Consider the following 20,708-nt stretch of genomic DNA (forward strand, 5'->3'; position numbering starts at 1 on the left):
GCGGTCGGCACCGGATGAGCGGAGCGCGAAGCGTCCGGGTCGCAGCCCCCACGGGGCAAACACCAAACAAACCCCTCAACAAGGAGCAATCGTGGCGCGCGACAACGCGGCTCCCACCACCCACCCGACGGTCCTCCCCACCGATCACGCCGAACTGATCGCCTGGGTCGACGAGATCGCGGCGATCACCGAGCCGGACCGGATCGTCTGGTGCGACGGATCCGAGGCCGAGTACGAGCGCCTGTGCGAGGAGCTCGTGGCCCGGGGCACGTTCAAGAAGCTCGACCCCGCCAAGCGCCCGAACTCGTACTACGCCGCCTCCGACCCCTCCGACGTCGCGCGCGTCGAGGACCGGACCTTCATCTGCTCCGAGAAGGCCGAGGACGCGGGCCCCACGAACCACTGGAAGGCTCCTTCGGAAATGAAGGAGGTCTTCGCGGGCGAGAAGGGGATCTTCCGCGGCGCCATGAAGGGCCGGACGATGTACGTCGTCCCCTTCTGCATGGGCCCGCTCGGCTCCGAACTGTCCGCGATCGGCGTCGAGATCACCGACTCCGCCTACGTCGCCGTCGCCATGCGCACCATGACCCGCATGGGAGCCCCCGTCCTCGCCGAACTCGGCACCGACGGCTTCTTCGTCAAGGCCGTCCACACCCTCGGCGCGCCGCTCGCCGAGGGCCAGGCCGACGTGCCGTGGCCGTGCAACACCACCAAGTACATCTCGCACTTCCCCGAGACGCGCGAGATCTGGTCCTTCGGCTCGGGCTACGGCGGCAACGCCCTGCTCGGCAAGAAGTGCTACGCCCTGCGCATCGCGTCCGTCATGGCCCGCGACGAGGGCTGGCTGGCCGAGCACATGCTGATCCTCAAGCTGACGCCGCCGCAGGGCGAGGCGAAGTACATCGCCGCCGCCTTCCCGTCCGCCTGCGGCAAGACCAACCTCGCCATGCTGGAGCCCACGATCCCCGGCTGGACCGTCGAGACGGTCGGCGACGACATCGCCTGGATGCGCTTCGGCGCCGACGGGCGGCTGTACGCGATCAACCCGGAGGCCGGGTTCTTCGGCGTCGCCCCCGGCACCGGTGAGCACACCAACGCCAACGCCATGAAGACGATGTACGCGAACACCGTCTTCACCAACGTCGCGCTCACCCCGGACGGCTCCGACGTCTGGTGGGAGGGCATGACCGAGGAGGCGCCGACGCGCCTGATCGACTGGAAGGGCAACGACTGGACTCCGGAATCGGACACTCCGGCGGCCCACCCCAACGCCCGCTTCGCGGTTCCCGCCTCGCAGTGCCCGACGATCGCCCCGGAGTGGGAGGACCCCAAGGGCGTCCCGATCTCCGCGATCCTCTTCGGCGGCCGCCGTGCCTCGGCCGTGCCGCTGGTCACCGAGTCCTTCGACTGGAACCACGGCGTCTTCATCGGTTCGAACATCGCCTCCGAGAAGACCGCCGCCGCCGAGGGCAAGGTCGGCGAGCTGCGCCGCGACCCCTTCGCCATGCTGCCGTTCTGCGGTTACAACATGGGCGACTACATGGGCCACTGGGTCAACGTCGGCGCGACGGCGACGGCCCGCGGGGACGAGGCCAAGCTCCCGAAGATCTACTACGTGAACTGGTTCCGCAAGAACGACGCGGGCAAGTTCGTGTGGCCGGGCTTCGGCGAGAACAGCCGCGTCCTGAAGTGGATCGTCGAGCGCCTCGACGGCACCGCCGAGGGCGTCGAGACCCCCATCGGCATCCTGCCGACCGTGGCCTCCCTCGACACGGACGGCCTGGACCTCCCCGCCGAGGACCTCGACTTCCTGCTCACGGTCGACAAGGAGATCTGGCGCGACGAGGCCGCACTGGTCCCCGAGCACCTGAACACCTACGGCGACCACACCCCCAAGGAGCTGTGGGACCAGTACCACGCGCTGGTCGAGCGCCTCGGCTAGTCACCTCGGCTCAGCCCACCTCCCGCCGGCCCTCGCGGCCGGCCCCCCGGGGCCACCACGTGGTGGCCCGCCCCGGCCACCACGCGGTGGCCGCCCCCTGAACCGCGGCCGGCTGTCCCCGGCCGAGGACCGACGCGGGATGTCCCGACCAGGACTCTCCGCGGCCTTCCCCGGAAGACCGTGTGCGTCTGCCGACGGCGGGCCTCTGCTCTGGCGGAGGCCCGCCGTCCGGCGTTTCCCGGCGGGCCTTGCACGATCTTCAGGGGCCCGGTTTCGCCGCGCGGTTGAGTGAACGTCGCCCGAGCGGGTGGTCGCTGTGGGGCCGCGGGTGAATCATCGGTGCCATGAGGCAAGGCTCAGGCATGGATGCGCGTCCCGTGAGGCGGTCATGAGGCAAGTGAGCGGGTGGCTGGCCGCGCTGGTGATGGTGGCCGCGGGAATGGTCTTCGTCCCGTTCGGCCTGTACGTGTGGGCGAGCAGCGGGCCCCGCCCCTCCGGGGCGGCGGGCGCGGCGGCGCGGCCGGTGGCCGAGGACGTGGCGGTGACGGGCTGCCGAATCGATCCGGCAAGCCGTCGGGTGCTGGCCCGGGTGGAGGCGGTGAGCCGGACCGCGCGGGCGGGCGCGTACGTCGTGACCGTGGAGTTCCGCCGGGGCGGTGACGCGCGCGGGTCCGCGGCTCCGGTCACGCCGGACCAGGGGGACGACGTGCCGGTGCGGGCGCAGGTCACCGTGGCCGCCGGGGCGCCGGGCGAGGTCGGCCGGGCGGAGGCGGCCGGTCCGGTGTGGCCCGCGGGCGTGGTGCCGTGGTGCGGGGTGGCGGGGGTGGAACTGTCCGCGACGCCGACCGCGGGCTGAGGCGTACGCGGGCACGGGCGCCGGCGGCGCGACGCGCCGGGCGGAGCGGAACGCGCGGGGAACATGGCACCCGGTCCGAGGCCTCCGCGGCCCCGGACCGGGGCCGTCTAGAGGGCGCCTGCCGGGTCGGCGGCGGCGGAGTGCGCGTCCATGCGCTCGGCGGCGAGGATCGCCACGGCGGTGTCGGCGCGCGAGGCGGCGACCACGAGCGCGCGGGCGGCGAGGTCGTGGGCGCGCTGGTGCAGGGCCCCGCGGTCGGCGTCCCCGGCGGCGGCGGGCCTGCCCTTGATGCGGGCGGGCACGCGGCCGCGCAGCCGGGCGACCTGGCCGGAGATCCGCTCGGCGGCCTCCTCCAGTCCCAGCTCGTCGGTGACGGCGAGCAGCGCGGCCAGGTGTCCGGCGAGCTGGGTGTCCAGCGCTTCGCCGCGGCTGCTGTGCGGGTAATCGGCGCGGCCGCCGCTCATGCGGTGGACCGACTTGGTGCGGATCGGCTCGTACACGAGGGGGCCTCCTGCGGGGTCAGGAGACCATCCTACATTGGATTCGTTCTAAAGTTGAGTTGAATCCGGCTGTGCCTGGCGGGTGGTGCTAATGCTGCCCGTAGCCGTCCAGGAAGGTGCCGATCCGGGTCACCGCGTCAGCCAGGTCCTTGGCGTTGGGCAGGGTGACGATGCGGAAGTGGTCGGGCTCGGGCCAGTTGAAGCCCGTACCGTGCACGACCATGATCTTCTCGGCCCGGAGCAGGTCAAGGACCATCTGCCGGTCGTCCTTGATCTTGTAGACCGTGGGATCCAGCTTCGGGAAGAGGTACAGCGCGCCCTTGGGCTTCACACAGGTGATCCCCGGGATCTGCGTGAGCAGGTCGTACGCCGTGTCGCGCTGCTCCAGCAGCCGCCCGCCCGGCAGCACCAGGTCCACGATCGACTGGCGGCCGCCGAGGGCGGTGGCCACCGCGTGCTGCGAGGGCATGTTCGCGCACAGGCGCATGTTGGCCAGGATCGTCAGGCCCTCGATGTAGGAGGACGCGTGCTGCTTGGGGCCGCAGACCGCCATCCAGCCCGAGCGGTACCCGGCGACGCGGTAGTTCTTGGACAGCCCGTTGAAGGTCAGGGTCAGCAGGTCCGGCGCGATGGCGGCGGTCGGTGTGTGCGTGGCGCCGTCGAAGAGGATCCGGTCGTAGATCTCGTCCGAGCACACCACGAGGCCGTGGCGGCGGGCGATGTCCGTCAGCCCGCGCAGCATCTCGTCGTCGTAGACCGCGCCGGTCGGGTTGTTCGGGTTGATGATCACCAGGGCGCGGGTGCGGTCGGTGATCTTCCGCTCGATGTCGGCGAGGTCCGGCATCCAGTCGGACTGCTCGTCGCACCGGTAGTGCACGGCGGTGCCGCCCGCGAGCGACACGGAGGCGGTCCACAGCGGGTAGTCGGGCGCCGGGACGAGCACCTCGTCGCCGTCGTCCAGCAGCGCCTGCATGGACATCTGGATCAGCTCGGAGACCCCGTTGCCGATGTAGACGTCCTCGACGTCCAGGTCGATGCCCTTGGTCTGGTAGTGCTGCATCACCGCGCGGCGCGCGGACAGCAGCCCCTTCGCGTCCCCGTACCCGTGGGCCGTGCCCAGGTTGCGGAGGATGTCCTCGAGGATCTCCGGCGGGCACTCGAAGCCGAAGGCCGCCGGGTTGCCCGTGTTGAGCTTGAGGATGCGATGACCTGCCGCTTCGAGCCGCATGGCCTCTTCGAGCACGGGCCCGCGGATCTCGTAGCAGACATTGGCGAGTTTCGTTGACTGGATCACCTGCATGGCGGGAGCTTACGGCGCCGGGCGCCGCGGCGCCGGGGGATTGCGCCCGTCGGGTGAGGGGCGAATTGCCCCGGTTCGCGGGATCGGCGGGTACGGGCGCTCCCCGCCCTTGGAAACGGGGGCGCGCCCGTGCTCCCGCCTGTGGAATCGGTGGGGGACACCGGACTCCGAAGAAACGGGTGTTGCGCTCGTCACGCCGGTGCGGCCGCTCCGCTACAGCACGGCGTACGTCGTCTGCATGAACCCGGCGTCCAGCACCTTCGCGGCGGTGAGCTGGAGGTCGACGTCCCGGTCGAGCGCGCCGAAGAGGGGCAGGCCCTCGCCGATCAGGACCGGGGCCGTGGTGATGACCAGCTCGTCCAGGAGGCCCTCGCGCAGGAAGGTCTGGATCATCTTGCCGCCGTCCACGTACACCTTGCGCGCGCCCTGCTCGGCCAGCCCGGCCAGCAGCTCCGCCAGCGAGCGGTAGACCGTGACGCGCGGATCGTCCGTGATCAGCCCGGTGCTGAGGACGGCGACGCGCTTGTCCCCGTACGGCCAGAAGCCGAAGGTCAGCACCTTCTCGTAGGTGTTGCGGCCGAGCGCCAGGGTGTCGATCCCGGCCATGAACTCCTCGTAGCCCGTGTCCCCGGCCTGCGCGCCCCGCATCGTGAGCCATTCGATGTCGCCGTCGGGGCGGGCGATGAACCCGTCGAGGCTCACCCCGATGGTCACGGCGGTCCGGAACGGCCGGCCGCCGCGCGGCACCCGCGGGGACCGCTCGGCGGGGTCGATGCGGTAGCTGGTGGGATCGCCGTCGCCGTTGCCGGCGTCGCTGACATCGCTGCCGCTCATGAGGGGTCCTCCCCGGATCGGTGGACGGCCCGCCCGCCGCACTGCCGGGGGGCCGGAGACGGGCTCCACCGTCTCATGCGCGCGCGAAGCGCGGGCGCGGGGGCCCGGGCGGGGGCCCTGGCGAAGGGTCAGCGCTGGATGATCACCAGGGGGACCTCGCGGCCGGTGCGGGGCTCGTCGTCCTCGAAGGGGGGCCACAGGGCCGTCAGGGCCGGCCAGTAGGCCTCGCGTTCCGCGCGGGTGGCGGGGCGGGCCTTGGCCTGGAAGGGGGCCGGGCCCCGCTGGACGCGGACTTCGGGGTCGGCTTCGACGTTCTTGTACCAGTGCGGGTGGTCCGGCCGGTCCGGGGAGCCCGACGCCGTCGCGGCGACGATCAGGCGGTCCTCGTCCTCGGCGTAGATCAGCGGGGTGCGGACCGGGCGGCCGGTGACGCGGCCGAGGGTGGTGAGCAGCAGGGTGGGGACGCCGTGCCAGAGGTGCCCGTCGGCGCCGCCGGTGGCGGCGTACGCGCGTACGTGCGCCCGCTCCCGCTCGCCCGGGGGGTCCGCCGGATGGTCCCAGTCGACGTCCGTCTGCTGCATGGGGTCCTGCCCTTCGTACGGCGGCGGTGTGCGCGGCTAACGAGGGGCCGCCGGGTCGCGTCACGGCGGGCGGCCCGGCGGTGCCGCGCCGGGCAGTCGGAAGGCCCCGGGGCCGCGGCCCCGGGGCCGTCGGAGCTACGGGAGGTAGCGCTCGATGACCTCCGGCCCCTCCTTGTCCATCAGCTCGCGCGCCTTGCGGAGCCGCTCCGGAGTCGGCTCCTGCCCGCGCGCCATCACGAGGTCCTCGGGGTCGTACGGCCGTTCCCCGCCGGTGTAGAGGTGGGCCGGCCGTTCGGGCTGCTGGTCCGCTTCGCTGTCCATCGCGTACCTCCTCCAGTGTTCCCTGGCCCCATCCTCCGGCGGTCCGGCCTTGAACGCATGTCGGCCCCGCCGCGGCCCGGCGCCGCCCCGCCGCGGCCGGACCCCTGGCGTCCTACACCGAGGCCAGCGTCAGCAGCGCGCCGCCCACGACCAGGGCTCCGCAGAGGGCCAGGTTGACCACCTTGTGCTCCATGAACACCGCCGCGAACTCGCGGATCGTCGCGCTCGGCCAGAAGTACGCGGCCGTCGGCGAGCCCAGCACCTGCCCGTTGACCCGCGCCTTGCGCGCCATCATCGCGGCCCGGAAGGCGTGGAAGTTGTTCGTGACCACCACGCACCGGTACCCCGGCACGGCCTCGGCCATGATCCGCTCGCTGAACCGGAGGTTCTCCTCCGTTGTCCGGGACCGGTCCTCCAGCCGTACGTGCTCGGCTACCGCGCCCCGCGCGATCAGCCAGTCCGCCATCGCCCGGGCCTCGGCGACCTGCTCGTCCGAACCCTTGCCGCCGGAGGTCAGCAGGACGGGCGCCGCGCCGCCGCGGGCCCGCTGGGCCTCGTAGATCCGCAGGCCCTTGCGCAGCCGGGAGGCCAGCAGCGGCGGCACCTGGTCCCCGCCGACCAGGCCCGAGCCCAGCATCACCACGAAGTCGACGTCGCCGCGCACCCTGATCCGGCCGTACAGGAAGGCGTAGCCGAGGAAGCAGAGGAAGAGGAAGGAGACGTAGAGCGCGACCAGGACGACCGTGACCACCGGCCCGGTGAAGCCGGTCGAGCCGACGGAGAGGGCCAGCCCGGTCAGCACGAGCAGCGCCACGATCGCCAGCCCGGCCAGCAGCGACAGCAGGTTGCCCAGCGCGCGGCCCTCCTTGCGCGCCATCGTCACCCCGTTGGCGATCAGGAAGAACGCCAGCGCGACCACCCCGAGTGCCGGGAGCGCGAGCACCGCCACGGCCACCACCTCGGCGGTCCCGGCCGGCAGGTGCCTGATCTGCGCCAGCAGCGCCACGGAGACGCTGATGCAGGTCAGGCCCAGGTAGACCGCGTTGCGAAAGCGCCTGCGGTCCTCCCGCACGCTGATCCAGAAGAGTGCGAACAGCAGGACGGCCGGAGCGAAGACGAGCATGCGGTCATCGTAGGCGGCGGGGGTGGCCGGGGTGGCCGGGGCGGTGGCGGGAGCGGGCGGTCCGCGGGCGTGCGCGGCTCAGGGCGTGCGCGGCTCAGAAGAAGGTCCGGACGAACTCGCCGACCGTGCCGTCCGCCTCCACGACCGGGATCAGCTGCCACTTCTCGAAGATCGTGCACGGGTGGGACATGGCGAGCCCCACCAGGTCGCCGACCTCCAGGTCCGCGGCGGCGTCGCTCTCCAGCCAGGCGTGCTGGTCGGAGAGCTTCACCAGGCGCACGCCGTCGGCCGGGCGCTCCACCCCGTCGCGGGCGCCGCGCACCCGCTCGGGCACCGGCAGCCCGAGGTCGTACGCCACGTCCCGCTTGCCCGCGTTCAGGAAGGCCTGCGTGGGGGAGGGCCGGGAGACGACCTGGGCCCACAGCCGGAAGGCGGGCAGCAGCCGGCCCTCCTCGGGCACCCGGTTGAAGGGGGTCAGCTTGCCGTACCAGTCGTGGTCGTGGGAGACGTAGGCGCCGGAGCGCAGCAGCTTGAGGACGGGCGCCGACAGCGGCGGCAGCTCGGCGAAGACCTCGGCGACGCTGTCGAACCAGGCGCTCCCGCCCGCGCTCAGCACGATCTCCTCGCCGGGGGCGAGGGCGCCGAACCGGCCCTCCGCGTCCAGCGCGACGGTCAGGGCGCTCAGCCGCCGCAGCCAGGCGGTGACCTTCGCGGCGTCGGCGCCGGGGACCTCGGCCTCGTAGCCCGCGACGCCGACCAGGCGCAGGGTGGCGGTTCGGGCGACCGCCGCCGCCAGCGCGTGGCACTCCTCCTCGGTCCGGGCGCCGGTACGGGCCCCCTCGCCCGCGCCGAGTTCGATGACGACGTCGACCGGGCGGGTGCCGACCGGCTGCGCGCCCGGGTCCGGGGCCGCCCCCGCACCGGCTGCCGCTTCGGTCAGGGCCTGGTCCATCAGCTCGACGCCGCGCAGGGAGTCGACGTAGCAGACGAACTGGAACTCCGGGTCGGCGGCCAGCTCGGCGGCGACCCAGCGCAGGGCGGCCGGGTCGACGAGCTGGTTGGCCAGGAAGATCCGCTGGATGCCGAAGGCGCGGTAGACGCGGGCCTGGTGCGGCATCGCGGCGGTGATGCCCCAGGCGCCGTGGGCCAGCTGGCGCTCGAAGAGCTGCGGGGACATGCACGTCTTGCCGTGCGGGGCGAAGGAGAGGCCGTGGCGGGCGGCGTAGTGGCCGAGGAGGGCGAGGTTGTGCGCGAGGGCGTCGGCGTCCAGCGTCAGGACGGGGGTGGTGAACCCGCCGGTGTGCAGGTCGCGGCGCTGGGCGGCCAGCTGGCCCACGGTGAGGCCGGCTGCTTCGGCGTCCGGGGGGAGGCCCTTGAAGCGGTGGTCGACCGGTTCGTCGGCGAGGCGGGTGACGGCGTCGGCGGTGGGCCTGGCGGCGGCTGCGGGGGCGTGGGGCATGGTGCCTCCTCGCGTTGCGTGAGCGGCAACGGTCGTTGCGGGTGGTGGCTCCCGCTGTCTAACATCCGCGGTGACGGCGGGTCAACGTGGCCCGTCCGGGCCGGGGCCGGGCCGGTGGTCCGGGTGTGGTGTGGTGTGCGGGTGCGGGCCTTGCCCGTTCCCTCCGGGGGCGCCTCAAACGCCGGCGGGGCTGGATTTGGCTTCGCTGGGATGCCTGGCGCGCGGCCGGCGGGGCTGGATGTGGTTCCGCAGGGGTGCCTGGCGCCGGCCGGCGGGGCTGGATGTGGTTCCGCAGGGGTGCCTGGCGCCGGCCGGCGGGGCTGGATGTGCTGGACGAAAGGACGCCGTATGAGCCAGTCGGTCGACCGGGCGCTCGGCATTCTGCCGTTGCTCGCGCGGGGGGCGGCGGACCTCGGGGAGGTCGCGCGGGAGCTGGACGTGCACAAGAGCACCGCGCTGCGCCTGCTGCGCACCCTGCACGCGCACGGGCTCGTCTACCGGCAGCCCGACGGGCGCTACCGGCTCGGCGCGCACCTCTTCGCGCTCGCCGCCGAGGCCGTCGAGAACCTGGACGTGCGCGAGATCGCCCACCCCCACCTCGCCGAACTCGGCGCCCGGACCGGGCACACGGTGCACCTGGCCGTCCACCAGGACGACGAGGTCGTCTACATCGACAAGGTCGACAGCCGCTACCCCGTCCGCATGTACTCGCGCATCGGCAAGCCCGTCCCGCTGACCGTCGCCGCCGTCTCCAAGGTGCTGCTCGCCGACCTGCCGGAGGCGGAGCGCCGCGCGCTGGCCGCGCGCATCGAGTACCCCCGCTACACGGCCCGGTCGGTGCCGGACGCCGATGCCTTCCTGCGCGAGCTGGCGCTCGTACGGGACCAGGGGTGGGCCGCCGATCTCGGCGGGCACGAGGATTCGATCAACTGCGTGGGCGCGCCCGTGCGCGGGGCCGACGGGCGGGTCGTGGCCGCGATGTCGGTGTCCGCTACCAATGTGGTCGTCTCCGCCGAGGAACTGCTCGACCTGCTGCCGCTGGTGCGGCGCAGCGCCGAGGTCATCGGCCGGGAGTACGCGGGTTCCGGGTCCCCGCCGGTCGACGAGGAGCGCTGACGCGGGCGGGGCGCCCCTCCCGTGGCGGAGGGGCGCCCCGTGCGGACGCGTGGACGCGCAAGTGCGTGGGCCGTGATCGTTACGCCTACGGGCAGTACTGCGCCGCCTTGCCGATCGAGCGGTACATGCAGTCGGCGTTCTCCAGGAGCTGGAGCACCGCGTCCTTGTTGCGCGCGGTCTCGCGGTCGATGACCTCGTCGGGCGGGTAGAACCCGCCGCCGCTGCCGGACTCGCCGGGGTACATCTCGAAGGTGTAGGTGAAGATCTTCTGCGCGCCCCACAGGTAGTCGTCGATCGTGCCGTCCGTGATGTACAGGTCGCTCGACTGCTCGGGGGTGTAGCCGTTGCTCGCGGCCATGCTGGTGCCGATCTTCTTGTAGACCGCGAGGTCGTCCGCCGTCAGGCCGGGGGCGGTGTCGTTGTAGGTCCAGCCGTAGGGCCACAGGACCAGCTGGCTGTAGGTGTGGAAGTCGATGGACGCCTTGATCTGCTGCTTGCCGCCGATGACCCGGCTGCGGGCGAAGTCCGCGACGACCTTGACCTCGGGGGCCGACTCGGCCGCGGCGCCGCGGTAGGTCTCGGAGCTCTTGCTGCTGCTGGAACCGCCGCAGCAGCCCCACTTGTAGTTCCAGTTGCGGTTCAGGTCGGTGCCGACGTAGGAGGAACCGGAGTTGGGCTGCCGGTTCTTGCGCCAGGACCGGTAGGAGCCGGAGGCGATGTCGTACTCGCCGCCGTCGGGGTTGAGGTCGGGAACCACCCAGATCTCGCGGCCGTTGACCATGTTGGTGATCCGGGAGTCGCTGCCGTACTTGGAGCCGAACTCCTTGAGCAGGTACAGGGCCATCTCGACGGTGAGGTGCTCGCGCGCGTGCTGGTGCGCGGTGAAGAGCACCTCGGGCTCGTTCTCGTCGGTCGCGACGTTGTCGCTGATCTTGATGGCGACGATGTCGCGGCCCTGGTAGGACTTCCCGATCACCTGCTTGCTCATGATGCCGGGATAGGCCGCGATGTCCTGGTCGATCTCGGCGTTCGCCTCGGCGTAGTTGTGGTACTTCGAGTCGGCCGAGGGGAAGTCGAAGGGGAGGGCGGCGATGCCGGGCATCGAGCGGTCCGGCGGGCCGGCCAGCGCGGTCAGTTCGTAGCCGCGGGCGCGCAGGGTCTTGGCCTGCATGGTGTCGGCGCTGACCACGACGGTGTGGTCGTCGACCTCGTCGATCGAGACGCCGGTCGCGAGCAGCGCCGTCCGGTCGACGGCGGAGGACGGGCCGTGGATGCGGTACTGGACGATCGCCTCGTCCTGGGTCTGGGTGGACGGCGTGGGCGGGGGCGAGGCCGTGGCCGCGCTCATGCCGTAGGCGGGTGCACCGAGCGCGAGCGCGAGCAGGGCCGCCGTGACGGCGGCCCTTCGGCGGGCGTGGAGCCGCATGCGTTCTCCTGGGTGGGGAGTGTGGGGGTAGCCGTGCGGACGCATGCAGCGTCCGCCCGTGGCATGTCCCGGTCAAGAGTCGGAAACCGGTCACGTGCCGGGATTCGGCCACCCCCACACGTACCCGCTACGGCAGGGCGTGGACGTGCGGACCCACCGCGTTGGACCAAGCGCTACCCGCTTTGGCGTCCCAGTTCGTCGACCAGGTCATCGCGCCGCGCAGGCCCGGGTAGGTCCTGGACGGCTTGAAGGAACCGCAGTTCGTGCCCTTGGCCAGGCAGTCCAGCGCGTTGTTCACGACGGTCGGCGAGACGTAGCCGCTGCCCGCGCCGCTCGGCGAGGCCGGGACGCCCAGGCCCACCTGCGAGGGGGCGAGGCCGCCCTCCAGCTGGATGCAGGCCAGCGCGGTGAGGAAGTCCACCGTGCCCTGGGAGTAGACCTTGCCGTCGCAGCCGTTCATCGAGCCGCTGTTGTAGTACTGCATGTTGACGACGGTGAGGATGTCCTTGACCGCCAGCGCCGTCTTGAAGTAGGCGCCCTGCGTCGACTGCATGTCGATGGTCTGCGGGGCCATGGTCAGGACGAAGGACGAGCCGGCCTTCTGGGCCAGGGCGTGCAGCGCCTGCGTCATGTAGGTCGGGTTGAGGCCGTTCTCCAGGTCGATGTCGATCCCGCTGAAGCCGTACTCCTGCATCAGGGCGTAGGCCGAGTTCGCCAGGTTGTTCGCCGAGGCGGAGTCGTTGACCGAGATGGTGCCCTTCTCGCCGCCGATCGAGAGGACGACCGACTTCCCGGCCGCCTTCTTCGCCGCGACGTCCGCCTTGAACTGGGCGACCGTGTAACCGCCGAGCCCGGCCGAGTCGAGGTTGAAGGCGATGGCGCCGGGCGTGGAGGTCGCGTCGGCGAAGGAGACCGCGATGATGTCGTACTGCGCCTGCACGTCGGAGAGCTTCTGGACGGTCGCGCCGTTGTTGAAGTTCTGCCAGTAGCCGGTCAGCGCGTGCTTGGGCACGGACGGGTTCGGGTTAGGGTCGCCCCCGCCGCCGGTGGTGGTGGCGCTGACGGGCGCCGAGCGCGGGCCCTCGCCCGCCTGGTTGTACGCGCTCACCTGGAGCGAGTACGTCGTGGACGCGGCCAGGTTCTGGAGCTGGGCGGAGGTGGCTCCGGTGACCGTCTTGACCCGGACGCCGTCCTGGTAGACGTGGTAGCCGCTCGCGCCGCTCACCGCGCCCCACGAAAGGGTGAGCGCGTTCTGGCTCTGGCCGGAAACCGCGAGCCCGGCCGGGGCGCCGGGGACCGAGGGGCCGGGGTCGGTGCCGCCGCCCCCGTCGGGCCCGAAGACGCTGAAGTCGTCGGCGTAGTAGGCCGGCTGGCCGTACCAGCCGTGCGTCCAGACGGTCACCTGGGTGGTGTTCGGGCCGGTGCTGAAGGTGGTGGAGAGCTTCTGCCAGCCGGAGCCCGAGCCGGGCGTCCAGGTGGAGACGTCCTGGGTGCCGGTGCCGGTCGCGCCGAGGTAGACGTAGGAGCCCTGGACCTGGGTGCTCAGGGTGTAGGTCGAGTTCGGCTTGACCGTGACGCTCTGGCTGCACTGCGCGTTGTCCTGGCCCGCCGGGGTCGCCTTGAGGGCGCCGGAGCCGGCGAAGACGGGGGAGGCGACGGCCGCGCCGGTGGAGCCGGTACAGCTCCAGCCGGAGAGACCGGACTCGAAGCCTCCGTTGCGGGCGACATTGACGTCGGCGGCCTGTGCGGTGCCGGTGGCCAGGGCGGTCAGGCCGGCGGCGGTGAGGGTGGTGGCGCCCAGCAGGGCGAGCGTGCGGATCCGGTTCACGGACGACTCCGGTGGGGGGAGTGGGATGGCGGGGAAGGGGAAAACGGTGGGGAGTTGGCGGGTGCGGGACACGTGGGGCGTCCCGCAGCCAAGTTGGTCCAGACCAATCCCGGTGTCAAGGGTCTGCGCGATCTGGCTGGAATTGATGCGCCGCGGGTTCCTTGTTGTCCGGGTTTTTGGCCACCTGTGACACGTGCCCGTGGCACGGGAATCGGCAAGGCCCTGCCCCGCCGGGGAGGACGCGGATATGGTGCTCGGGCAAGGGGGAAGCGCGTCGTCACGTGCGGTCGCGCGGCACGGGGGCGGACGCGAGGGCCGCGGCGACGCCCGGGGCGTACGGGGTGAACAGGGGGACTCGGATGCCGACCGCCATCGCTGTCACCAGTGCCGATCTGATGCTGCCCGCCCCCGACCGGCACACCCCCGCCGCGGCCGTCTTACGCCCGCCGGCGCAGCTGGACCTGGAGGGCTCGCTCGCCGAGACCGCGGCCCTGCTGGAGCGGCACGGGCACGTGGTGGCCGTCGTACCGTCCTGGCTGCCGGTCACCACCGTCCGCCGGCTGCACACCGTACGGGCCATCCTGGAAAGCGACCGGATCGCGCTCGTCGGCACCGATCTCCCGCCGCTCGGCGCGGCCCTGCTGGTGCGTCAGCTGCGCCAGCTCAGCGTGTGCGACTTCAGCCCGGGGGTCATCGCCTCCGCGGCCCGGCTGCTCTCCCACTACATCTACGCGGGCGCCCTGCTGGGGAGCGTGGCCAAGCTCGACCGGATCCCCGTCGGCCTCAAGGCGCACGCCAAGTCCTGGAGCCCCGGAGCCCAGTTCGCCGTACTCGCCCACCCCGAACCGCACCTGGTCAGACTCGGCTCCTCCGGCGGGGGCGGCGGGGCGCACGGCGCGGGAGCGGCCGCCCTGCCGCCCGGACCCGGCTTCGCCACCCACCTCCTCTTCGCCCGGGGCCAGCTCGCCTCCGACTGGGTCACCGCCGAACTCGCCCCGGCCTGGCAGGTGCAGGGGGTGCTGGAGAACCCGCTGCCCGCCGACTCGCCCGCCTGGTGGGCCACCGGCAAGCTCGTCGAGTTCGCCGCGGCCATCCCCGACATCGCCATGCTCTACCAGCTGGTCGCCTCCGTCCGCCGCGAGCAGTGCCGCTGGTGCGGGGCCGAACTCATCGGCGACCGCTGCGGATTCTGCGCCGCCCCGCTCGTCGCCCCACCCGCCGCCGTCCCCGGAGCCCGCTCCGGGAACGGCCCCGCGTCCCGTCCCAGATCCTGACCGGCCCGAACGACGAACGACGAGGTAGTCCCGGCCATGAACTCACGCCAGCGCCGCGGCGTCATCCTGCTGCTCCTGTCGGTCCTGTGCGCCCTCGGCGCCATCGCCGGGGTGCTGATGGTGATCGGCGACGTCAACTCGAAGGTCGGCCCCGAGGTGGTGGCGTACCGGGCCAAGGGCGACATAGCGCCCTACAGCCCGTTGAACGCGGGCCAGTTCGAGGAGATCAAGGTGCCCAGGCGCTGGCTCTCCACCACCGCCGTCACCGACCTGGGCGCGGTCCGGGACAAGATCGCGCTCACCACCCTGCGCAAGGGCTCGCTGCTCCAGAGCGACATGGTGGTCGACAAGCCGCAGCTCCAGCCCGGGGAGCAGGAGATCGCCATCATGATCGACGCGGCGACGGGAGTGGCCGGAAAGATCTACTCCGGCGCCAAGGTCAACATCATCGCCACCTTCAAAGGCGCCAAGGAAGCCGACCCCGCCCGCTCGGTGATCATCGTCGCCAGTGCCCGCGTCATCAACGTCGGCAAACTGACCTCCCTCGACAAGGACGGCAACCGCACCGGACCGGCCGAGGTCGTCCCGATCACCTTCGCCCTGAACACCAAGGACACCCAGCGCGTCGCCTACGCCGAGTCCTTCGCGGCGCACGTCCGCCTGGCCCTCGTGGCCCCCGGCACCGAATCGGTGCCCGCCCCGAGCGACCGCACGTACACCCTCGACGGGGACAAGTGAGGCCCGGATGACCACCCGAATCCTCCCCGCGGTCAGCGACCCGGACGCCGCCCGCTCCATCATCACCCTGCTCAGCCAGCTCCCCGAGGCCGAGCCGGCCGCTCCCGTGCCCGACTCCACCTCGCTCCTGGACACCCTCGCCCGGCTGGCCGCCGAGTCCCTGGACGAACTGCCCGAGGTGGTGCTCGTCCACGAACGGATCGGCCCCGTCCCCGCCCTGGAACTGATCCGCGAAGTGGCCCTGCGCTTCCCCGCGGTCGGCGTCATCCTGGTCAGCTCCGGCGCGGGCCCCGGCCTCTTCTCCGCCGCCATGGACTCCGGTGCGCGCGGACTGATCGGGCTGCCGCTGGCCTACGAGGAACTCGCCGCCCGGGTCCAGGCCGCCGCCCAGTGGTCCGTGGGCGTACGCCGCCACCTGGGCCGCGGACCGGACGTGCTGCCCGGCCCCGGCGGCCGGGTGGTCACGGTCACCGGAGCCAAGGGCGGGGTGGGCACCACCTTCACCGCCGTCCAGTTCGCGCTGGCCGCGGCCGCCTCCGGGCGGCGCACCGCGCTGGTCGACATGGACCTCCAGGCGGGTGACGTGGGCTCGTACCTGGACGTGCAGTTCCGGCGCTCGATCGCCGACCTCGCCGGGATCCAGGACATCTCGCCGCGGGTGCTCCAGGACGCCGTGTACGACGACCGCTCCGGCCTCGCCCTGCTGCTGGCCCCCGGCGAGGGCGAGCGCGGCGAGGAGGTCGACGAACGGGCCACGCGCCAGATCGTCGGCGCCCTGCGCGGCCGCTACGACCTCGTCGTCATCGACTGCGGCAGCCAGCTGACCGGAGCGAGCGCCACCGCGGTGGAGGGCGCGGACGTGGCGGTCCTGGTCACCACCCCGGACGTGGTCGCCGTACGCGGCGCCAAGCGGATGGTGCGGATGTGGGAACGGCTCCAGATCCGCAAGGCGGAGGAGACCTCCCTGGTCGTCAACCGCTGGACCCGGCACACCGAGATCCAGCCCCCGCTCATCCAGAAGATCACCAAGACCAGGCCCACCCGTACCCCGGTCCCCGCGGCCTTCAAGGAACTCCAGGCCGTCGTCGACGCGGGCCGCGTCCAGGACCTCGACAACCGCTCCACCGTCAAGCAGGCCCTGTGGACCCTGGCCGGGGAACTGGGCCTGCTGACCGCCGCCGACGCCGAGGAGCCCGCGGCCGCCCCCGGCGGCGCCCTCGCGGTGCGCGGGGGCGGCGCAATGACCCGGCTCCGCGGCGGCGACCGGGGCGCGCTCGGACCGTGGCGGCGCCGGGGCGGGGAGGGCTGAGGCGTGCGCGCCGGGGGGCGCGGGCCGGGCGGACGGTTCGAGCGGGGCGACCGGGGGCAGGTGGCCATCGAGTTCCTGGGGACGGTCCCGCTGATCCTGCTGCTGGTGGTCGCGGTGTGGGAGTGCGTGCTGATCGGCTACGCCTTCTCGCTCGCGGGCAACGCGGCGGACGAGGCGGCCCGCGCGGGCGCGGCCCGCGGCGACGGCGCGTGCGCGGCCGCGGCCGGCCGGCACATCGGCGGCGCCTGGGGGATGAAGGCCGACTGCGGGACCTCCGGCGACATCTACAAGGCGACCGTCACCCTCAAGCTCCCGGTGCTCATCCCGGGGCTGAACATCGACGTCCCCCTCGTCGGCGAGGGCGGCTCGGCCAGGGAGAGCGCGAGGTGAGGAGGGCGATGAAGGGGTACCGGATCAGGGGCCGCGCCGACCGTGGCCAAGTGGCCCTCGAATACATCGGGTTCGTGCCCATCGTGCTGTTCGTCGGGCTCTGCGGCATCCAGCTGGGCTGGATCGGCTACGTCCACGAGCAGGCCGACACCGCCGCCCGGACGGCCGCCCGCGTGGAGGCCCGTACCGGCGGGGGCGGCGAGGCGGCGGGCCGGGCGGCCATCAGCGGTGGCCTCGCCTCCCGGGCGGCCATCACGGTCTCCAAGAACGCCGACGCGGTGACGGTGACGGTGACGATCTCCGTGAACTCCATCGTGCCCGGGCTCGACGTCCCCGACGCCACCCGCACCGCGGTCATGCCCAACGACGACCCGAAGGTGACCGCACCATGAGCCTGCGATCCCGGGTCGGCACCCCCGACGACAGCCGCGGTCCCCGCGAGGACGGCCGCCTGGTCTCCGCGTACCGCGCCAAACTGCTGGAGGAGATCGACCTCGCCGAGATGTCCGCGCTCGCGCCCGCCGAGCGCCGGGCGCGCCTGGAGCGCGTGCTCGGGCACATCATCAGCCGCGAGGGACCCGTCCTGTCCACCGTCGAGCGCGCCCAGCTGATCCGCCGGGTCGTCGACGAGGCCCTCGGACTCGGCGTGCTCGAACCGCTCCTCGAAGACCCCTCGATCTCGGAAATCATGGTCAACGGACCCGACCAGATCTTCGTGGAGCGCGGCGGCCGGGTCGAGCGGCTCCCGCTGCGCTTCGCCTCCCACGAGCAGCTGATGCAGACCATCGAGCGGATCGTCTCCACCGTCAACCGCCGCGTGGACGAGGCGAATCCGATGGTCGACGCCCGGCTGCCGAGCGGAGAGCGCGTCAACGTCATCATCCCGCCGCTCTCCCTGACCGGCGCCACGCTCACCATCCGCCGCTTCCCGCGCGCCTTCACCCTGCACGAGATGATCGGCCTCGGTTCGCTCGACGAGCAGATGCTGCTCCTGCTGTCGGGGCTGGTCCAGGCGAAGATGAACGTGATCGTCTCCGGGGCCACCGGCACCGGCAAGACCACGCTCCTCAATGCCCTCTCCGGGCTGATCCCCGAGGGCGAACGGATCATCACCATCGAGGACTCCGCCGAACTCCAGCTCCAGCAGCCGCACGTGATCCGCCTCGAATCGCGCCCGGCGAACGTCGAGGGCAAGGGCCGCATCACCATCCGCGACCTCGTCCGCAACTCCCTGCGCATGCGCCCCGACCGCATCATCGTCGGCGAGGTCCGCGGCGGCGAGACCCTCGACATGCTCCAGGCCATGTCCACCGGCCACGACGGCTCCCTCGCCACCGTCCACGCGAACAGCTCCGAGGACGCCCTGATGCGCCTCCAGACCCTCGCGTCCATGTCGGAGGTCGAGATCCCCTTCGAGGCGCTCCAGGACCAGATCAACAGCGCCGTCAACATCATCGTCCAGCTGACCCGCTTCGCCGACGGCTCCCGCCGGATCACCGAGATCTCCGTCCTCGACTCGCACGGCCGCGAACCCTTCCGGATCACCACGGTGTGCCGGTACGCCGCCCAGCCGCCGGGGCCGGACGGCCGCGTCCTCGGGTACTTCGAGTACCGCCCGCTGCCCCGCCGGGTCGCGGACCGGCTGTACATGAACAACCAGCCGGTGCCGCAGGCCTTCGGTGTGGCGGAGAGCGCCGGCGGCCCGGCGCCGTACGGGGCGCGTGTGTCCCACCCGTCCCAAGCGCGCCCCGCACCGCACGAGTTGACGTACCCGCACGATCCGCTCGATCCGCTCGACCCCCGGACGATCCTGTGAACACTCTCGTGCTCCTGACCCTCGGAGCCACCCTGCTGGCCGGCCTGCTGGTCGTCCTCGGCGCGCACGCGTACGCCGCCGGACGCGCCCAGCGCGCGGCCCTCGTCGAACGGCTCTCGGCGAGCGGCGAACCCCCGCCCACCGGGCGCCGGCGCCGCTTCCGCGCCGTCGACCGCAGGCTGCGCACGACCTCGCTCGGCCGCCGCATCGAGCGGAAGCTCGCCACGACCGGGCTCGACCTGACCCCCGGCGAGTTCTTCGTCGCCGTCCTGGCCGGCGTCGCGGGCGTCTGGCTGCTCTCCGCCGCCTTCCTCGCCCCCTTCTTCGGCCCCGTGGCCGGCCTGACCGGCCTCTGGGCGGCCAACGCCTTCCTGAACTGGCAGCGTGCCCGGCGCACCGAGCGCTTCATCAACCAACTCCCCGAGCTGGCCCGGATCCTGGCCAACGCCACCCAGGCGGGCCTGGCCCTGCGCACCGCCATCGGCCTCGCCGCCGAAGAGCTGGAGGCGCCCGCGGGCGAGGAACTCTCCCGGGTCGCGGACCGGCTGGCCGTCGGGCACTCCATCGAGGAGGCCCTGGGGGAGATCGCCGAACGGCTGCCCTCGCGCGAGCTGATCGTCCTGGTGTCCACGCTGGTGCTGTCCGCGCGGGCGGGCGGCGCCATCGTCGGCAGCCTGCGCAACCTGACGGTGACCCTGGAGCAGCGCAAGGAGACGCGGCGCGAGATCCGCACCCAGCTCTCGCAGGTCACGGTGACCGCCTACCTGGTGCCCGCGATCGGCCTGGCGTCGCTGCTGCTGGTGGACGCGATGATGCCGGGCGCGCTGGACCGCATGACCGGCGCGTTCATCGGGCAGAGCGCGGTGCTCGTCGCGCTCGGCCTCTTCGCCCTGGGCTTCGTCCTCATCCGCCGCCTGTCCAAGATCGACGTGTGAGGGCCGCCGGATGACTTCCCCCACGAGTGTCACGCTGTCCGCCGCGGTGGCGGCCACCGGGTGGATCGGGCCCGTACTGGCCTTGGTCGTCGGCCTGTGCGTCTTCGGCGCCTTCCACGGCCTGCGGCTCTACCGCGCCGACACCGCGCTCCCCACCGACCTGGCCCTCGCCCTGGAGGTCGGCGCCTCCCGCACCACCGCCGTCGGCTCCCTCGTCGACCGGCTGGGCATCCGCTGGGCGCCGCTGGTGCTGCGCCTGATGGGCCGGGAGCGGGTGGCCCGCAAGCGCCGCCAGATCGACATGGCGGGCAACCCGGCCGGCCTGACCATCGACCGCTACGCGGCGCGCCGCGCGGTGTACGGGGCCCTCGGCGCCCTCGGCGCCTTCGCGATGCTGATCAACGGCCAGCTGGTCGCCGCGCTGCTGATGGTCGCGTTCGGGCTGTTCTGGATCGAGGTCGGCCTGTGGTCGGCGATCCGGGTCCGGCGCGACCACATCGAACGGATCCTGCCCGACTTCCTCGACGTCCTCGCCGTCGTGGTCAGCGCCGGACTCGGCTTCCGGCAGGCGCTGGAACGCGTCGCGGACAAGTACGAGGGCCCGTGGGCCGACGAGGTGCGCATCACCCTCCAGCAGATGAACATGGGCGTCAGCCGCCGCCAGGCCTTCGACGAACTGCGCCGGCGCAACGACTCGGAACAGGTCGCGCAGTTCGTCACCGCGCTCCAGCAGGGCGAGGAACTCGGCTCGCCGATCGTCGACACGTTGATCGCGATCGCCGAGGACATGCGCCGTACCGACGCCCAGAACGCCCGCCGCCGGGCCGCCCGCGCGGTGCCCAAGGCGACCTTCGCCGTCACGATGTTCATGCTGCCCGGCACGCTGATCCTGCTGGTCTGCGGCTTCGTCTACGGGGCGAACGTCGACTTCGGCGCGATCCTGGGGGGCGGGTGAGGGCC

20 protein-coding genes are annotated in these 20,708 nt (G+C 72.5%); 11 read left to right on the forward strand and 9 right to left on the reverse strand.

Annotated elements, in window-relative coordinates:
* Nucleotides 1-91 precede the first annotated feature (91 nt).
* Together ABZY31_RS03340 and ABZY31_RS03345 are read left to right on the forward strand one after the other, a co-directional pair.
* On the forward strand, nt 92-1,942 hold the full coding sequence (locus ABZY31_RS03340) for a phosphoenolpyruvate carboxykinase (GTP) (RefSeq protein ID WP_356404285.1): 1,851 nt from the start codon (nt 92-94) through the stop codon (nt 1,940-1,942).
* Nucleotides 1,943-2,330: 388 nt separating this feature from the next.
* Entirely contained in the window at nt 2,331-2,798 is a 468-nt protein-coding gene (locus ABZY31_RS03345) for a hypothetical protein (protein WP_356404287.1), read from the forward strand.
* 107 nt (nt 2,799-2,905) lie between these two features.
* On the opposite strand, the gene ABZY31_RS03350 is transcribed toward ABZY31_RS03345, so the two are convergent.
* From ABZY31_RS03350 to ABZY31_RS03380, 7 genes are all read right to left on the reverse strand, one after another.
* On the reverse strand, nt 2,906-3,298 hold the full coding sequence (locus ABZY31_RS03350) for a hypothetical protein (RefSeq protein ID WP_356404289.1): 393 nt from the start codon (nt 3,296-3,298) through the stop codon (nt 2,906-2,908).
* An 88-nt stretch (nt 3,299-3,386) separates the two neighbouring features.
* Nucleotides 3,387-4,598, reverse strand: a complete 1,212-nt coding sequence (locus tag ABZY31_RS03355; protein ID WP_356404291.1) for a pyridoxal phosphate-dependent aminotransferase — start codon at nt 4,596-4,598, stop codon at nt 3,387-3,389.
* 213 nt (nt 4,599-4,811) lie between these two features.
* Entirely contained in the window at nt 4,812-5,432 is a 621-nt protein-coding gene (locus ABZY31_RS03360) for a dihydrofolate reductase family protein (RefSeq protein ID WP_356404293.1), read from the reverse strand.
* 128 nt (nt 5,433-5,560) lie between these two features.
* Nucleotides 5,561-6,013 carry a nitroreductase family deazaflavin-dependent oxidoreductase gene (locus ABZY31_RS03365; protein ID WP_356404295.1) on the reverse strand — a complete coding sequence of 151 codons (453 nt, stop codon included), beginning with the start codon at nt 6,011-6,013 and terminating at the stop codon, nt 5,561-5,563.
* A gap of 135 nt (nt 6,014-6,148) precedes the next feature.
* The gene (locus ABZY31_RS03370) at nt 6,149-6,334 is read right to left on the reverse strand and encodes a hypothetical protein (RefSeq protein ID WP_356404297.1); all 186 of its coding nucleotides are present in this window, start codon (nt 6,332-6,334) and stop codon (nt 6,149-6,151) included.
* A gap of 112 nt (nt 6,335-6,446) precedes the next feature.
* Nucleotides 6,447-7,457 (reverse strand): YdcF family protein, encoded by a 1,011-nt coding sequence (locus ABZY31_RS03375; RefSeq protein ID WP_356404299.1) that lies wholly within the window; start codon nt 7,455-7,457, stop codon nt 6,447-6,449.
* Between the two features lie 94 nt (nt 7,458-7,551).
* Complete coding sequence (locus ABZY31_RS03380) at nt 7,552-8,916, reverse strand: alanine racemase (protein ID WP_356404301.1); 1,365 nt, start codon at nt 8,914-8,916, stop codon at nt 7,552-7,554.
* 348 nt (nt 8,917-9,264) lie between these two features.
* Here ABZY31_RS03380 and ABZY31_RS03385 point away from each other — a divergent pair, with 348 nt between their 5' ends.
* A complete protein-coding gene (locus ABZY31_RS03385; RefSeq protein ID WP_356404303.1) occupies nt 9,265-10,032 on the forward strand; it encodes an IclR family transcriptional regulator in 768 nt (255 codons plus the stop codon).
* Nucleotides 10,033-10,117: 85 nt separating this feature from the next.
* Here ABZY31_RS03385 and ABZY31_RS03390 read toward each other — a convergent pair whose 3' ends face one another.
* On the reverse strand, nt 10,118-11,458 hold the full coding sequence (locus ABZY31_RS03390) for a M14 family metallopeptidase (RefSeq protein ID WP_356404305.1): 1,341 nt from the start codon (nt 11,456-11,458) through the stop codon (nt 10,118-10,120).
* Nucleotides 11,459-11,585: 127 nt separating this feature from the next.
* The gene (locus tag ABZY31_RS03395; RefSeq protein WP_356404307.1) at nt 11,586-13,286 is read right to left on the reverse strand and encodes a glycoside hydrolase family 18 protein; all 1,701 of its coding nucleotides are present in this window, start codon (nt 13,284-13,286) and stop codon (nt 11,586-11,588) included.
* Between the two features lie 359 nt (nt 13,287-13,645).
* Here ABZY31_RS03395 and ABZY31_RS03400 point away from each other — a divergent pair, with 359 nt between their 5' ends.
* The 8 genes from ABZY31_RS03400 to ABZY31_RS03435 all read left to right on the forward strand — a co-directional run bounded on the left by ABZY31_RS03400 (nt 13,646) and on the right by ABZY31_RS03435 (nt 20,703).
* A complete protein-coding gene (locus tag ABZY31_RS03400) occupies nt 13,646-14,560 on the forward strand; it encodes a hypothetical protein (protein ID WP_356404309.1) in 915 nt (304 codons plus the stop codon).
* Between the two features lie 36 nt (nt 14,561-14,596).
* Entirely contained in the window at nt 14,597-15,298 is a 702-nt protein-coding gene (gene cpaB, locus ABZY31_RS03405) for a Flp pilus assembly protein CpaB (protein ID WP_356404311.1), read from the forward strand.
* 7 nt (nt 15,299-15,305) lie between these two features.
* A complete protein-coding gene (locus tag ABZY31_RS03410) occupies nt 15,306-16,607 on the forward strand; it encodes an AAA family ATPase (protein WP_356404312.1) in 1,302 nt (433 codons plus the stop codon).
* Between the two features lie 3 nt (nt 16,608-16,610).
* On the forward strand, nt 16,611-16,997 hold the full coding sequence (locus ABZY31_RS03415) for a TadE/TadG family type IV pilus assembly protein (RefSeq protein WP_356404314.1): 387 nt from the start codon (nt 16,611-16,613) through the stop codon (nt 16,995-16,997).
* A 50-nt stretch (nt 16,998-17,047) separates the two neighbouring features.
* Nucleotides 17,048-17,389, forward strand: a complete 342-nt coding sequence (locus ABZY31_RS03420; protein WP_356404316.1) for a TadE/TadG family type IV pilus assembly protein — start codon at nt 17,048-17,050, stop codon at nt 17,387-17,389.
* Entirely contained in the window at nt 17,386-18,813 is a 1,428-nt protein-coding gene (locus tag ABZY31_RS03425; protein WP_356404318.1) for a CpaF family protein, read from the forward strand. The genes ABZY31_RS03420 and ABZY31_RS03425 overlap by 4 nt, the downstream gene beginning before the upstream one ends.
* Nucleotides 18,810-19,748, forward strand: coding sequence for a type II secretion system F family protein (locus ABZY31_RS03430; RefSeq protein ID WP_356404319.1), 939 nt, complete (start codon nt 18,810-18,812; stop codon nt 19,746-19,748). Before ABZY31_RS03425 ends, ABZY31_RS03430 begins: the two co-directional genes overlap by 4 nt.
* Nucleotides 19,749-19,812: 64 nt before the next feature.
* Nucleotides 19,813-20,703 carry a DUF5936 domain-containing protein gene (locus ABZY31_RS03435; protein WP_356404428.1) on the forward strand — a complete coding sequence of 297 codons (891 nt, stop codon included), beginning with the start codon at nt 19,813-19,815 and terminating at the stop codon, nt 20,701-20,703.
* The last annotated feature ends 5 nt before the right edge of the window (nt 20,704-20,708 follow it).

The organism is Streptomyces sp. NPDC006529, from assembly GCF_040611795.1.
In the GTDB taxonomy this organism is placed as follows: domain Bacteria; phylum Actinomycetota; class Actinomycetes; order Streptomycetales; family Streptomycetaceae; genus Streptomyces.